Annotated in this window: 13 protein-coding genes, 1 tRNA gene and 1 riboswitch; of the genes, 6 read left to right on the forward strand and 8 right to left on the reverse strand. The window is 47.6% G+C overall.

Annotation, left to right across the window (positions count from 1 at the left end; all coding sequences use genetic code 11):
* Positions 1-61: 61 nt before the first annotated feature.
* The gene (locus ABD980_RS07000; protein WP_345370588.1) at positions 62-922 is read right to left on the reverse strand and encodes an ATP adenylyltransferase family protein; all 861 of its coding nucleotides are present in this window, start codon (positions 920-922) and stop codon (positions 62-64) included.
* Between ABD980_RS07000 and ABD980_RS07005 the strand changes: the two genes are divergently transcribed.
* Genes ABD980_RS07005 through ABD980_RS07015 form a run of 3 tightly spaced genes read left to right on the forward strand, consistent with a single transcriptional unit; the run spans position 921 to position 2,621 of the window.
* Positions 921-1,532 carry an ecotin gene (locus ABD980_RS07005; RefSeq protein ID WP_345370590.1) on the forward strand — a complete coding sequence of 204 codons (612 nt, stop codon included), beginning with the start codon at positions 921-923 and terminating at the stop codon, positions 1,530-1,532. The two genes, ABD980_RS07000 and ABD980_RS07005, sit on opposite strands and share 2 nt — an antisense overlap.
* Positions 1,533-1,880: a CidA/LrgA family protein gene (locus ABD980_RS07010; RefSeq protein WP_345370592.1), complete on the forward strand. Its 348-nt coding sequence runs from the start codon at positions 1,533-1,535 to the stop codon at positions 1,878-1,880.
* A 3-nt stretch (positions 1,881-1,883) separates the two neighbouring features.
* Positions 1,884-2,621 (forward strand): LrgB family protein, encoded by a 738-nt coding sequence (locus tag ABD980_RS07015; RefSeq protein WP_260649472.1) that lies wholly within the window; start codon positions 1,884-1,886, stop codon positions 2,619-2,621.
* Here ABD980_RS07015 and ABD980_RS07020 read toward each other — a convergent pair whose 3' ends face one another.
* From ABD980_RS07020 to metX, 4 genes are all read right to left on the reverse strand, one after another.
* Positions 2,622-3,239, reverse strand: coding sequence for a trimeric intracellular cation channel family protein (locus ABD980_RS07020; protein WP_260649473.1), 618 nt, complete (start codon positions 3,237-3,239; stop codon positions 2,622-2,624).
* 1 nt (position 3,240) lies between these two features.
* Positions 3,241-4,476, reverse strand: coding sequence for a muropeptide transporter (locus ABD980_RS07025; protein WP_345370597.1), 1,236 nt, complete (start codon positions 4,474-4,476; stop codon positions 3,241-3,243).
* Between the two features lie 12 nt (positions 4,477-4,488).
* Positions 4,489-5,121 carry a methionine biosynthesis protein MetW gene (metW, locus tag ABD980_RS07030; protein ID WP_260649475.1) on the reverse strand — a complete coding sequence of 211 codons (633 nt, stop codon included), beginning with the start codon at positions 5,119-5,121 and terminating at the stop codon, positions 4,489-4,491.
* Complete coding sequence (metX, locus tag ABD980_RS07035) at positions 5,118-6,326, reverse strand: homoserine O-succinyltransferase MetX (RefSeq protein ID WP_300648509.1); 1,209 nt, start codon at positions 6,324-6,326, stop codon at positions 5,118-5,120. The genes metW and metX overlap by 4 nt, the downstream gene beginning before the upstream one ends.
* Positions 6,318-6,396: riboswitch (SAM riboswitch) on the reverse strand. (Overlaps the previous gene by 9 nt.)
* Positions 6,397-6,580: 184 nt before the next feature.
* Here metX and ABD980_RS07040 point away from each other — a divergent pair.
* Together ABD980_RS07040 and gshA are read left to right on the forward strand one after the other, a co-directional pair.
* Positions 6,581-6,814 (forward strand): response regulator transcription factor, encoded by a 234-nt coding sequence (locus ABD980_RS07040; protein ID WP_345370600.1) that lies wholly within the window; start codon positions 6,581-6,583, stop codon positions 6,812-6,814.
* A 103-nt stretch (positions 6,815-6,917) separates the two neighbouring features.
* Positions 6,918-8,486 (forward strand): glutamate--cysteine ligase, encoded by a 1,569-nt coding sequence (gshA, locus tag ABD980_RS07045; RefSeq protein WP_345370602.1) that lies wholly within the window; start codon positions 6,918-6,920, stop codon positions 8,484-8,486.
* 33 nt (positions 8,487-8,519) lie between these two features.
* Here the strand turns inward: gshA and ABD980_RS07050 are convergent.
* Positions 8,520-8,594: transfer RNA gene (locus tag ABD980_RS07050), tRNA-Arg, on the reverse strand.
* Positions 8,595-8,806: 212 nt separating this feature from the next.
* On the opposite strand from ABD980_RS07050, the gene ABD980_RS07055 reads away from it, so the two are divergent.
* Complete coding sequence (locus ABD980_RS07055; RefSeq protein ID WP_345370604.1) at positions 8,807-9,697, forward strand: c-type cytochrome; 891 nt, start codon at positions 8,807-8,809, stop codon at positions 9,695-9,697.
* A 69-nt stretch (positions 9,698-9,766) separates the two neighbouring features.
* Here the strand turns inward: ABD980_RS07055 and ABD980_RS07060 are convergent, their stop codons facing one another.
* Both ABD980_RS07060 and ABD980_RS07065 read right to left on the reverse strand, forming a co-directional pair.
* Positions 9,767-11,293 carry a 3-hydroxyacyl-CoA dehydrogenase gene (locus ABD980_RS07060; RefSeq protein ID WP_345370606.1) on the reverse strand — a complete coding sequence of 509 codons (1,527 nt, stop codon included), beginning with the start codon at positions 11,291-11,293 and terminating at the stop codon, positions 9,767-9,769.
* Positions 11,294-11,752: 459 nt separating this feature from the next.
* Positions 11,753-14,125, reverse strand: coding sequence for a phosphoketolase family protein (locus ABD980_RS07065; RefSeq protein ID WP_345370608.1), 2,373 nt, complete (start codon positions 14,123-14,125; stop codon positions 11,753-11,755).
* Positions 14,126-14,252 lie beyond the last annotated feature (127 nt).

Below are 14,252 nucleotides of genomic sequence, written 5' to 3' on the forward strand. Positions count from 1 at the left end.
TTCGCGCTGCACGTCTAGTTTTTACAAAAAACAAAAAAAATTTTTTAAATTTTTCAACAACTTATACACGAGTAACAGCTGCTAATAAAGGTAATACCCCTTTAGTTTTTACCAGGTCAATATGCTCCTGTTCGCGCACATAAATCATGCCCGCAAACGATAAAGCATTCAGAGGGATATCATGTATCTGTTCATAAACGCGTGGCACAATCAATAACCAGCCATCCTGCACCAAGATATTCATTGGTGGCATCAACCCCTGATCATCACACTGTAAACCCAGCTTTTGACAACCTAGTTGGTAGGCCTGATATAAGTTACGAGCATATTCATGTGCATCCTCGCTTAGCCCAACATAAATAAAAGCATGACGAAACCCCCAGCAGGGATGGGACTGAATAACCAGATCCTGATCGGCATCCAACACCTGTACAAAAGGCAATAAACTGGCATTATCTACAGCTGGAGGAATCCACTGCACGTGCAAATGACGCTGGCTCGCTCCTGCCTCCTCGCCCCCATTATAAAAACCTAAGCCTTGTAGCTCTGTTAAAAGCCATGCCCAAGCTAAAAAATCCTCGTATTGTAATACGCTACACTGCTCCGCAAACTCAATACGCGGTAAAACTAAATGATGCGCACAAACCGGAAATTTATTTAGCACAACATGATGATAATCACCCAATTTTCCTACGGTGAGCTGCGGATCTGGGGGCAAAAAAGGATTAAAATTAGGATCCCTAGGCCCCCCGGGGAATCCTGCTGGTTTGCTTTTGTCTTTAACTGATAATGCTGGAACCCAGCAAACATGAAACAACATATCTTTGGCGGGAACCTGATGTGCTTGAAACTCAATAGGCTGTAAATCCCCAGATGCCAAAGCGTGTTGCATGCGTTGGTCAATGGCGTGTAAAGACAACATGCAAAGATCCTCCATTTTCATGAATAGCCCCAAGTCGATGACAGGACTATTCGTTGTGATTCAGTTCGTGGTACGGTTGCATTATTCTTTTTATCCCATAGGTTTGATTATGCGGCACGCTTATTCTTTATACACATGGCTTAAACCCTTAGGTTATCTATTCAGTGTAACGCTTTTATCCAGTACCGTTGCACTTGCCCAAGAAACCCCTTTACTCGAGGCTTTTCCAGCTGCTCCCGACGGTTATAGCCGTCACGTTATTCATCTACCTATAGGTAATTACGAAAATAACCTGAAAATCGAACTTTTGCCGGGAAAAGTTCAAGAGGCGGACTGTAATACCTCGCACTTCACCGGTGTGTTCGAAGAAAAAACCCTAGAAGGTTGGGGCTATAATTACTATAAGCTCAGTGAGCTTGATGGTCCCGTACAAACTCGCATGGCATGCCCTGACGACAAAAAAACCTTGCAGTTTATCCCTGTTCATAGCAATGGCTCTCTTTTGCAATACAACAGCAGTTTACCCGTCGTGGTGTACTTACCCGAAGGGCTGGAACTACGTTGGCGCACCTGGGTAGCCACCCCTTACAACACTGCCCCCATCGAATAAATGCCCATTATTCTTGCTTTTGCCTCGCTTTTTGTGTTTCAGCTACTAGGTGAAATCTTAGTACAAAGCTTACGTATTCCCCTACCTGGTCCACTGATGGGCATGCTACTTTTATTTGCTGCCCTTGTTATACGTAAGCAAGTGCCAGCAGCATTACAAACCACCGCTAACACCTTGATCCAGCACTTAATGTTGTTATTTATTCCTGCCGTCTCTGGTGTAATGCTGTATTTTCATCGCATCCAGGATGAATGGGTCGCTTTTGTCGTAGCAGGTATTCTGGCAACGGTCATCACGCTAGTGGTCACCGCCTACTGCTTAACCTGGTTACTTAAAAGGCGCAGTTAACCCATGATTCGTGAAGACTTTTTTAGAATTTGGGTATTTTTAGCCGATACCCCTTTGTTATGGCTGACCTTAACGCTTTGCGTGTATTTAGCTTCACTTTATTTATATAGACGCTGCCACTCAAGTCCCTTTGTTTTGCCGGTGCTCACCTCGGTCTGTGCAATTGTAGGGATTTTATTGCTTACAGACACCCCCTACGAAACCTATTTTGAGGGGGCGCAATTTATTCATTTTTTAATTGGACCAGCTACCGTAGCGCTCGCCATCCCCCTCTACAACCAGCTCCCTAAGCTTAAGCTACTCTGGCGTCCGCTGAGCATCACCTTAGTCGTTGGAGCGCTTACCGGCTTAGTCAGTAGTGCCATACTTACTCTTGCTCTAGGGGCTAGTCCTGAAATGGTAATTTCTTTAATGCCTAAATCCGCGACCATGCCAATCGCGATGGCCATTTCCGATCATTTTGGTGGACAGCCTTCCTTAACCGCGGTGTCTGTGGCTTTTACCGGTATTATTGGCAGTATTTTAGCTACCCCTGTTTTTTATTTACTCAAGCTCAACAACCCTATTGTACGTGGGGTGGCTACAGGGGTTTCTGCTCATGCGATTGGTACCGCTCGTGTGATCCAGATCAATGAAACCATGGGGGCCTTTGCTGCATTAGCCATGAGCGTAACAGGTATCCTCACCGCGCTATTGATGCCATTGGTGCTGGAGCTGCTACAGGGTTTAAACTGGTTGTGATTATTTCCAATCGTCACGATAAACAAATTGCGGCATCTGCCAGTTAAAACGCAAAGCCAAAAAACGAAATAACAAGCCCACCCCCATCGGCACTAACATGCTAGCTAATTCATTTAACTCAAAATGAATCGCTAGCATGTACAAACCACCTGTCACCATGGATACACTGGCGTACATCTCTTTGCGAAATAACAGCGGAATATCATTACACAAAATATCGCGTAATACCCCACCTGCGCATCCTGTAATCATGCCACTTAATAAAATAATCGTGACAGGCAGCTCCATCTCAATCGCAATCTGACAACCAATCACCGTAAACGTCACTAAACCCAATGCGTCCAACGCCAAGAAAAGCTTATGTAAATGACGCATCATGCGTGCTGTCAGGGCTGTAAAGATGGCAGCCCCTGCTGTCATCCATAAATACTCGGGGTGTTTTACCCATGTTAGCGGGTAGTGCCCCAGCAACACATCACGTACCGAGCCCCCACCTAAGGCAGTAATACATGCAATCACACATACCCCCACCCAATCCATGTCACGCCGACCAGCGGCTAAAGCGGCCGTCATTGCTTCTGCTGTAATCGCGATTAAATAAAAAGTGAGCAGTAACATATCAATGCGAGCTTGCGTCTAAAGCTAAGATGATGTGACGTTTACGCCAAAGCAGCCATAAGCCGGGTAAAGCCAACAAAACGGTAATAATAAAAAAAGTAGACCAACCTAAATGCTCAACAAATAGCGGGGTTAACGGACCGGCTAAATAAGTACGCCCTACCGCCGATAATGCCGATAATAATGCAAACTGCGTAGCCGAAAACTGCTGATGACATAAAGCCATCAATAAGGCCACAAAAGCCGCGGTCCCCATACCCCCGCACAAATTCTCAATGGCAACTACCGCCCCCATAAACCAAAGATTGGGCTCGGAAACCGATAACCACCAATAACCAAAATTAGACACGGCTTGCAATAAGCCAAAAAGCATCAAGGATCGATACAAGCCCAATTTAGCCATCAGGCCACCGCCAACCAATGCCCCAATAATCGTGGCCGCCAGCCCAAAAATTTTATTGACTGTTCCCACTTCCGTCGCCGAAAATCCCGCACCACGGATTAAAAAAGTGGTCGATAATGCACCAGCAAAGGCATCACCTAGCTTATACAACACAATCAACACGAGAATGCTAATAGCTTCGGGACGTTTAAAAAAAGCTAATAAAGGCGCCACCACGGCTTCCCGTAATGAATGGGGTGCAGACACGACACGCTCAGGCTCTGGGGCTAAAAAAGTAGCAATAGCACACGCCAGCATTAAAGCGCCCATCAGCATATACATGCCATTCCACCCTAGCCACTGATCAGCAATCACTAAAGCAAAACCGCTAGAAACAATCATCGCTAAGCGATAACCTAACACTTTTACCGCCGCACCCGCCGCCCGCTCCTGCGCGCGTAACACATCTGTACTATAGGCATCAAAAGCAATATCTTGGGTCGCCGACATAAAAGCCACAAATACCGCTAATAAAGCGATGACGCCGAGTTGGTGACTGGGATTAAATAACCCCATCGCCGCGATAGATACACCTAACAACAGTTGGCTTAGCGCCATCCACCCCCGACGGCGCCCTAAAAAGGGCACCGTATACCGATCAATAAACGGTGCCCAAAGAAACTTAAGCGTATACGCTGAACCAACTAGCGTTAAAAAACCAATATCACGCAATGAAACCTGCTCTACTGTAGCCCATGCTTGTAAAGTGCCACTAGTTAGGGCCAGGGGCAACCCGCTGGCAAAACCTAAAACAAATAAAGCCGCAACACGCGGGTTTAGGTAGACATTAGACACGATGCATGATCACTACAAAGAGGGGGCAAAAGGCGACTCGAAACGATATACGGCTAGGGTACCACGCAGCCCAGGTAAAAAGCGAAGTTCTTTTTTACCATTAAAAACCACTCTGTCCGTGATAATTAAACCTAAGGATTTGGCCAAATCCTGAAAGTCTTTTAGGGTACATAAGTGGATATTGGGCGTGTCATACCACTCATAAGGCATTTCTTTAGAGACAGGCATACGCCCAGCTAAAATCGATAAGCCATGCGTCCAATAACCAAAGTTGGGAAAAGACACAATGCCATAGCGCGCCACACGCGCCATTTCTCGCAAAATATGTTCGGTATTTAACATAGACTGCAGCGTTTTAGACAGGACCACCGTATCAAAATGCTGGTCCTCAAATAAGGCCAGACCCTCTTCTAGATCCTGTTGAATCACAGGCACCCCCCGACGCACACTGGCTACCACCGCTTGGGGATCGCGCTCTATACCGGTGCCTTGTACATTTTTAGTACGCTGCAAATACGCCAATAATTTACCGTCAGCACAACCTAAATCCAATACATGGGTCGATGGCTCAATCCAACTTGCAATACGTGCTAAATCTGGGCGTTGCGCTAAGCTCACTGGCTGTACGGATTGCTGATGACTCATGCCAGAACTCCTGTAGTGCGTTGCCGCGGCCCTAGGCCCAATTGCTCGGCGATTTGATCATAATAGCCCTGCACCACACCGTGATAACGACGATCATCTAATAAAAAAGCATCGTGCCCATGGGGGGCATCGATCTCCGCATAAGTGACCGTTCTTTTGTTTTTAAGCAACGCTTGCACAATTTCACGTGAGCGCTCTGGTGTAAACCGCCAATCTGTCGTGAAAGAAACTAATAAAAACTTGGCTTTAACGGCCTCTAAGCTACGTGCCAAATCCCCGTTATGGGCGCGTGCCGGATCAAAATAATCCAAAGCACGCGTAATCAACAAATAAGTATTCGCATCAAAATACTTAGAGAATTTTTCGCCTTGATAGCGCAAGTAAGACTCGACCTCAAACTCTACGCCATAATCATAGCGGTACTGTCCATCTTCTTTAGGATCGCGCTGTGCACGACCAAACTTTTCTGCCATGACCTCGTCTGACTGATAAGTAATATGCCCAACCATACGCGCCACAGATAAACCTCGCTTGGGCACAGTATTACGACTGTAATAGTCTCCATCATAAAACTCAGGATCCGTAATAATGGCACGACGTGCTACCTCGTTAAAGGCGATGTTCTGGGCAGTAAGGCGAGGAGTGCTAGCAATCACAATGCAATTTTCTAAGCGATCTGGGCAGGTGATCGCCCAGCTTAACGCCTGCATACCACCTAAAGACCCACCCATGACAGCAGCAAATTTTTTGATCCCTAAGTAATCCGCTAAACGCGCTTGGGCATGCACCCAGTCCTCGACGGTTAATAACGGAAAATCTGCGCCCCAAGGTTTACCAGTTTCTGGGTTGATTGAGGCTGGACCCGTAGAGCCAAAGCAAGATCCAATATTATTGACACCGATCACAAAAAAGCGATCTGTATCAACGGCTTTACCCGGGCCAACCATGTTGTCCCACCAACCGATATTTTTAGGGTCATTTGGATCAATGCCCGCTACATGATGTGAGGCGTTTAAAGCATGACAAATCAGGACGGCATTATTACGATCGTCATTAAGCTGACCGTAGGTTTCAATGGCGAGCTCATACTGGGGTAGAACCTGACCACTAGACAAGTGCAACGGCTCATCAAAAGCAATAATCTCGGGTTGAACCACACCGACCGAGCCATCAGGAATAATAATAGAAGCTGTATTGGAGACCATAGACGGACCTCTTTAGCTGGATTTATGGAGCGCCCGCAAGCGGATCAAGCAAATCGGCGCCAACAAAAAAGACAAGCAAATAGTTTAGCACCTTCGAAAACAAAAATCCCGTCATGCCCCTAAAACAAGAGTTTGAGCTAAATAAAATCCCCTAGGGTTAATACCAGCCTCTCAGATCTTGAGTATTTTAAAAAAGACTTAAACAATGGCATCGAAGTCATAATTTGTCATTTTCATGATACTGAGGTTAATGTATGAACGAAGAACTAAGCTTGAGAGAAATCGCCTGCTTACAACTCATCGCTCTAGGAAAAACCAATGTTGAGGCAGGCAAAGCTCTGGGACTTACGCATCACACTGTGCAGTACCACTTGCATAATGCATATCATAAACTCAATGTTTCTAACCGCGCCGCAGCCATTAGCAAAGCCTATCACCTGTCCTTAATCAAGCTGCCCATCGAACCCCCTGTCACAAAAAGCGGCTAAAAACCGACGTCCCCCTAGCCTCCCTACGTGTGTCTTTCCCTTTATTTGGATTGCGCATTACAATCGACCACATCATAAGTCGGATAATAAGTGAACGTAGGTAATGACATTGAGCCAGAATCCAATAAAAGCCCTTGCTTCAAATTTAACCCTCCTGAGCGACATCCGTCGGGGAGTTGAAAAAGAAGGGCTCCGGGTAGATCACTCTGCTTTTCTTGCCTCTACCCCTCACCCTGTTGCCTTGGGCTCAACCTTGTGCAACAGCCGTATCACCACGGACTATGCTGAAGCCCTCTTGGAGCTAATTACCGCTCCCTATGCCTCTGTTGAGGATTTACGTACAGAGCTACAACATGTGCACCAATTTGTCGTACGCCACTTGGGTGATGAAATCATCTGGAATCAATCGATGCCTGCTCACTTACCCGAAGAGGCCGATATTCAAATCGGTTGGTATGGCACTTCCAACACCGGTATGTTCAAGCACGTCTATCGACGCGGCTTAGCAGAGCGCTATGGTAAGCGCATGCAATGTATTGCCGGCGTGCACTACAACTACTCGCTGCCCGACCGTATTTGGCCTTTATTACAAATTGACGGGCGCACCTTCCAAGAGCAACGCTCCAATGGCTATTTAGCTTTGATTCGCAATTTCACGCGTTATTCTTGGCTACTTATGTATTTGTTCGGCGCCTCGCCAGCCGTGTCCAAGGATTTTCTGGGTGAGCACCAGCTCCCATTAGAAAAAATTGCGCCTGATACCTATTGTCTGCCTTGGGCAACTAGCTTGCGCATGAGTGATCTTGGCTATCAAAACAAAGAGGCGCAGGCCGAGCTCCAGCTCTGTTACAACGATCTGGATACATTTTTACTACGCATGCGTCGTGCCGCTACCACAAGCTGGCCGGCATATGCGGATATTGGTACGCACCGTAATGGCGAATGGATCCAACTCAACACCAATATTCTTCAAATCGAAAACGAATACTATTCCAATATTCGCCCTAAACGCACGCCTAAAGCCAATGAGCGCCCTTCTAGCGCTTTAGCTAACCGTGGCGTGGAATACATTGAAGTGCGCTGCTTAGATATTGACCCCTTTGATCCTATCGGTCTATCAGCGGAAACCGCACGCTTTTTGGATGTGTTTTTATTATTTTGTGCTACCGAGCCTAGCCCCGTCTTTCCTGATGGTGGATTCTGCCAAGACAGTAAAAACAACTTTGCTAAAGTGGTTGTCGAGGGTCGTAAGCCCGGGCTGCTACTACGTAATCAAAACAAGCAAGACGTGGAGCTAAAAAGCTGGGGAGAAGATTTAATCCTTGCCATGCAACCCTATGCGGCGCTTTTCGACAAAGGGGCAGAGCAACCGCTCTATCAGGCAGCGCTGGATGCCCAAATGGCCAAAATCCAAGATGCTAGCCTGTGCCCTTCTGCTCGTGTCCTCAAGCAAATATCCGAGTCTGGGCAAAGTTTTGTGGATTACACCTACGCCCAAAGCCTAGCGCACAAAAACCACTTATTAGATTTGCCTTTTTCGGCCGAGCTACAGCAAGAGTTTGAGCAAGCGGCCACCGACTCGATTGCAGCCCAACAACAAATAGAGGCTGCCGAAAAAGATCAATCTTTTGAGGTGTACTTACAAAAATATCAGGCATTATTAGATGCCTAAAAAACAAAAAGACCCGTCGCGGGTCTTTGTTTTTGGCGCGCCCGCCAGGAATCGAACCTGGATCGAGAGCTTCGGAAACTCTAATTCTATCCATTGAACTACGGGCGCAAAAAAGCTATTTTACCCTGTATCTGACTTTTTGTTTAGTCTATTTTTATTTTTAACTGCTCACCTAGTACAACAATGCCACCCCATAGCCGATTTAGTTCGCTATAATTACCGGTTGGTATACTCTATTTACTATCAATCTTGCGGCCCCAGTAAGTCCATTTTTCGGTGGTCCGCCAGCCCCACTTAGTACGAATTCGCAGGATCCGACTATGAGCCTTACGGAACAACAAAATCACAATAACGACGATAAACAATCTGTGCACGTCAAAAACCCAGCCCGCATTTTCTGGCTATCCATTCTCTTTTTGCTTGTGGTTGGCGCCGCTATGTTCTACATAGACAGCAACACCAACGACCTGCGTATGGGTAAAGCACGCCCTGACACATCCGAAAGCGTCGCTGCCCGTATTCAACCCGTGGCTCAATTTGCCCTTAATATCGTCGAGGCCGACCGGCCCCTTAAAACGGGTAAAGAGGTCTACGATGCCACCTGTACAACCTGTCACGCCACAGGTGTAGCTGGGGCACCTAAATTTGGTGACAAAGACGCTTGGGCACCTTATATTGCTGCCGGCTACGAAACTATGCTCCAAGTTGCACTTAACGGTAAAGGCGCTATGCCAGCCAAGGGTGGTAACACTACCCTGGATGACCTAGAGGTTGAGCGAGCCATGGTCTACATGGCCAACGAAGCAGGTGCTGGCTTTGCTGAGCCCGGCGATAACCAAACTGAAGCCCCCGCACAGCAGGCCGATGCCAACGAACAAAAAACCGATTCAGCTGCTGATGACAGCGCTGAAACCACAGCAGCCGCCACTTCTGGCGATAACGCCATCCCCGCCGCTACCGAGGAACAACTTGCTGCGGGCAAAAAGCTTTATGATGCCGCTTGTTTCGCTTGCCACGGCTCGGGGGTTGCCGGTGCGCCTAAATTCGGTGACAAAGACGCCTGGGCGCCTTATATCGAAACAGGTTTAGATACCATGCTACAAGTGGCCATCACAGGTAAGGGCGCCATGCCTCCACGTGGCACAGCCATGAATGCCTCCGACGATGATTTACGCGATGCTATTCTCTACATGATTGAGCAAGTGCGCTAATTGTTCTTTCCATTAAAAAGCTCGCCCCCTGCTCAACACATGGGGCGAGCTTTTTTATTGCAGGCGTTTTTATACGCGACGGCTGGTTTTTAATGACACGCCTAGCTGCACTCGGCGCTGCAACCACAAACTCGGGCGATAACGCATATCACCAGTAATCATTTGCATAGACTGTAAAATCTCAAGCAACATCTCTGCTCCTAACGCGTCTCCTAACGCTAAAGGACCTCCTTTCGGGTAGCCTAACCCCAAGGATACAGCAGTATCGATATCCTCCGCGCTCGCGATCCCCTGCTGCGCAATATCACACGCGCCATTCACAATGGATGCCACCAAACGCTGTGCGACAAAACCAGCTGAGTCCTCAATTACACTTACAGGAGAGCCATCGCTACCAAAAATGGCTCGCGCTGTCTGCACCCACTCATCTGCGGTCAACAAAGAGCGCATCACTACACGTCGCTGTCCGACTTCTAAACCAAAAGCGGTGTCCAAGGCCACCGTACGCGTTGCATCCAAACCAAAATGCGCCACAATCGTAGCTACATCCTCGCCAAAAGGCGTTGCGACCAACAGTGCATCCTCTGGCGCCTCTTCTGCTTCAACCAGCTCTACATCTAAGCGTTGCAAAAGCGCTTGAGCCCGCTCATAACCTTCTGCATGATGAGGCACAAGCCAAACCTTGACCCCAGCATCTAAAGCAGGAATAGCAGGTTCCTCGGGCAATTGCTTTTTACCGTCCTCGTATCGGTAAAAGCCTTCTCCTGTTTTACGCCCTAAAATACCCCCTGCATACCGTATTGCCGTAATAGGAGAGGGTCTAAAGCGCGGCTCTTGGTAGAACTGATTGTAAATAGACTCCATGACCGGATGCGATACATCCAAAGCTGTTAAATCCATCAGCTCAAAAGGCCCCATTCTAAACCCAGCCTGCTCACGCATAATAGCGTCAATGGTAGCAAAATCAGCCACCTGCTCTTGAGCGATTTTTAAGCCCTCAATATTCATGGGTCGCCCAGCGTGATTCACAATAAAACCAGGCATGTCTTTTGCTCGAACCGGCGTATGTCCCATGGCTTTTGCCATGGCTACTAACTGTTCACATACTTGTGGATCGGTGCGTAACCCCTCGATCACCTCGACCACCTTCATCAAAGGCACCGGATTAAAGAAATGGAAGCCAGCTACCCGCTCTGGACGCTGACATGCCTGTGCAATAGCTGTAATCGATAAAGACGAGGTATTTGAAGCCAAAATGCATGTCTCTGAGACTAAGGCTTCTAGATTTTGAAAGACCTCTTGTTTGATCTTTAAGTTTTCAACAATCGCCTCGACCACTAAGTCCGAATCAGCTAACTGCTCTAACTGGGAACAAGGCTGAATCAACGCATAGGCGGCTTCCGTTTGCTCAGAGGTCATACGCCCTCTTTCTACCTGACGTTGCCAAATGGCCTGTAATTGCTTTTGTGCCGCCGTCACTGCCTCAGCTCGTGTATCAAACAAATACACGGTATAGCCAGCTTGAGCCGCAATTTGCGCAATCCCTTGGCCCATCGCACCTGCACCAACCACCCCAATTTTTTTCATCTCAGACATGCTGTCTCCTATTTCAATAAAATCCAAAACGACACAGTTATTCTGACTATTATCAAATATATGAACCATGTCGTAAATAGAGCCCTGTCATTTCATGCTCTATACCTATTTGTCTAGTACTCCCCCCAAAGAAAAAGCCAGCTTAATCTGAACTGACCCCAATAAGTTGGACACTCCTCTAACTTTTTGGGGTCTTTTTTATGGCCAAATACAGTGCTGAGCTTAAGCTACGCTTAGTTCAGGGCGGGGAAGGATAGCGCGGACGGCGCAGCCGTCCTATAATGGCATTGCTGCCGACAACCAAGGCAGCCTACGGCAGGGCATGCCGGAAGTAACGCCTGTGGAGATACGAGCAGCGGTTGCGCACTCGGCCCAGGAACCCACCGAAGCGACTCAGGAGTGGCTCAATGCCGCGCCTGAGCGCCGTAGGAATCTTCGGCCTTCAGGCCGGGGAGGATGTCAATAACGCAAGTCAAAAGGATCACCAATACCTAAGACTGCATTGACCTCGTTAGGACTTAAATAATCATGTAGAGAAGTTTTTGTACTATTCGCATACGCTTGCAGTACATGTGCCCAGGTGGCGTTATTAGTAAACTGCATCCCAAAATCATCCAACGTACCACCACGATTAATGTAACCAAGCACCGTACTGTGTGCGGTCTGAGGGAATAGATGCCATAAATGCCCTCTAAAGACCTCTGGACGCATATGGGTTAAAGCAATACGATAGGTATACGTATCTGGACATAACCACTGACACTGCTCTGGAGTTAATGTTTTTTCGAGCTCAAATCTATCTCTAGCTTGACGTAAACGCCCGGGCTCTTGGATATAAACTAAGCGATAGCCACGACCTTGATCCTGAAGCCGCTCAGCCGCCAATTGCATTTGCTCCAGTTGGTAACTACCATTCGCTAAAAGCAATACAGCTTGGGGACCTTCGTATTCACGCACCACAATAGCCCCTTGCTCGGCCAACTGCTGAGCCTGCTCTGCATCAAATACTGTTACCCGCTCCCGCTTCGGAGCCACCACACAGGCAATCTGCCCGCGACTATGATAAATCGTGGGTAACAATGCCATAAAACTATTATAGTCTGCTGGAAACAATACCCGACACACATCGCTCATCTCGCCTAGTAAAGCCTCTGCAAACGTGGTGTCTTGGTGTGACTGCTGGTTTTTACCATTTTCCCAAGTATGTGAGGTGGCGACCACCGGCCACGATAACCACTGAGCTGGACGCCCAATTTCTTTTTGTTGCCGCGCAAAAATAATACGCTGGCGTAACGCCCCTAGCATCTTTACGCAAAACGCCTCATAGCTCGCAACTAGATTCAAACCACTCTGATTGCCTATGCAAGCAGAAACAACGGCCTCTTCGTTTAGAGCAGTAATAATATCGCCATGAATAGACTCTAATTCACTTTCTGGATCTGTGACGCGATGTTTTAAATGGGCTAGAACCCCTGATAAACGATTACTAGCTAGCTCATCTGGATTACCCACACGAGGACGTAAGGATGGATTATTTTGTACTAGCTCTACAAAATATGTATCCATTGCTGCCATCGGGCTTAATGCCTTTCCGAGTGGCTTATAGGTAGTTTGTGGCAAAGAAGGCAAATCAGGACAACGATTTGCCACCGGGTTATCTCTTTCTAGGACGCGCCCCTGATCCTGATGCGTGCTGAGCTGCTTAATACTATGATGAAGTTCCTCGGGGGCCACCCATAATGGCTGCGCATACTGATTAAATAATGCTCGCGCATGGGCATCATGACGAGGATTCGCGGGCAGGGGAAGGTTATGCGCCGCGTTTTCATCTGCTCCATAAAAACCAAAGCCTTTAACCGTATGTGCAATGCCATACGGAATCGATAAAGGATACTGAAGATGTCCCGCTTTTAATAGCTGTACTCGCTGCGCCAACCGCTTCTCCATATCCCAAAGGGTATAAACAAACATGGCCGGATCACGCCCATCAAAAGCAATTGGATCAAAACCACAACCTTTTAAATGCTCAATAAAACCGCTTAATCCTTCTAATGTTCCCATTTGGGTGCGCTGTTCAATACGACGCCCATTCGCGATCATGATTGGTAATGCCATTCCTGAGTCTTCCGCTCGCCACCAGCGTGGAATCCAGTCACTACCACGCTGCTCTTCGGCAGCGCCATCCGATAAAAAAGCAACCAGTTTTTCCCCCGGTAAAGGCATGTGGGCATACTGTAGCTCAGCAAAACCCAGATATCCCCCTTCGATGATCCCGCCTGCTGTATGTGGATTCACATGGCTACCTAGCGGAGCAGCCGGTGACCCATCCGCAGCCAAAGCATAGCCATAAAAATCTTGTAACAAGCGATTGAGCCCCGCCTCGCCATCACCATAGGCTTGGGCTTGCTCTGGGTGTAGATTACCCAAAAGAACATTCAATGCCTCAATCGCGGCAACACTGTGCCCTTGTCCCATTAACCAGGCGCGCGTTTCCCCTGTTAAAGCATTAAGCGTCATGTAAGCAGCATAGGCTGGCACCATATTTAAGGCCCCCCCTGTATGCCCTTCGGGCTGCTTTTTAAAATCTTCTGCCTCTAATGGCTGTCCATCTACATGCAAACGATTAGCATACGTCATATGCACCACTACCCACATACCAGCAGCGGTTAAACGATCCAAGGCGATCAGTTTTTCATAGACGGCATCGGTAGTCGGTTGCTTACCCTCTGCAACTAATTCTTGCGCCATGTTTTTGATATATTTTTGCGTTTCTTCGCTATGGGTGATCGGACCGTAACCTTGTTGCCAACGGGAAAAGAGGGTACTAGCCATATGTGCTCCTAATTAAATCATCACTTATTTAAAGATAGCGTATTTCTGCCTTTTATGTATGAGCAGAAATACTACACTTTTGCTCTTGCATTAGGGTTTACCCTTGACTCAAACCTAGGGAAAACCC

This window comes from Paenalcaligenes hermetiae, assembly GCF_039543645.1.
Classification (GTDB): Bacteria; Pseudomonadota; Gammaproteobacteria; order Burkholderiales; family Burkholderiaceae_B; genus Paenalcaligenes; species Paenalcaligenes hermetiae.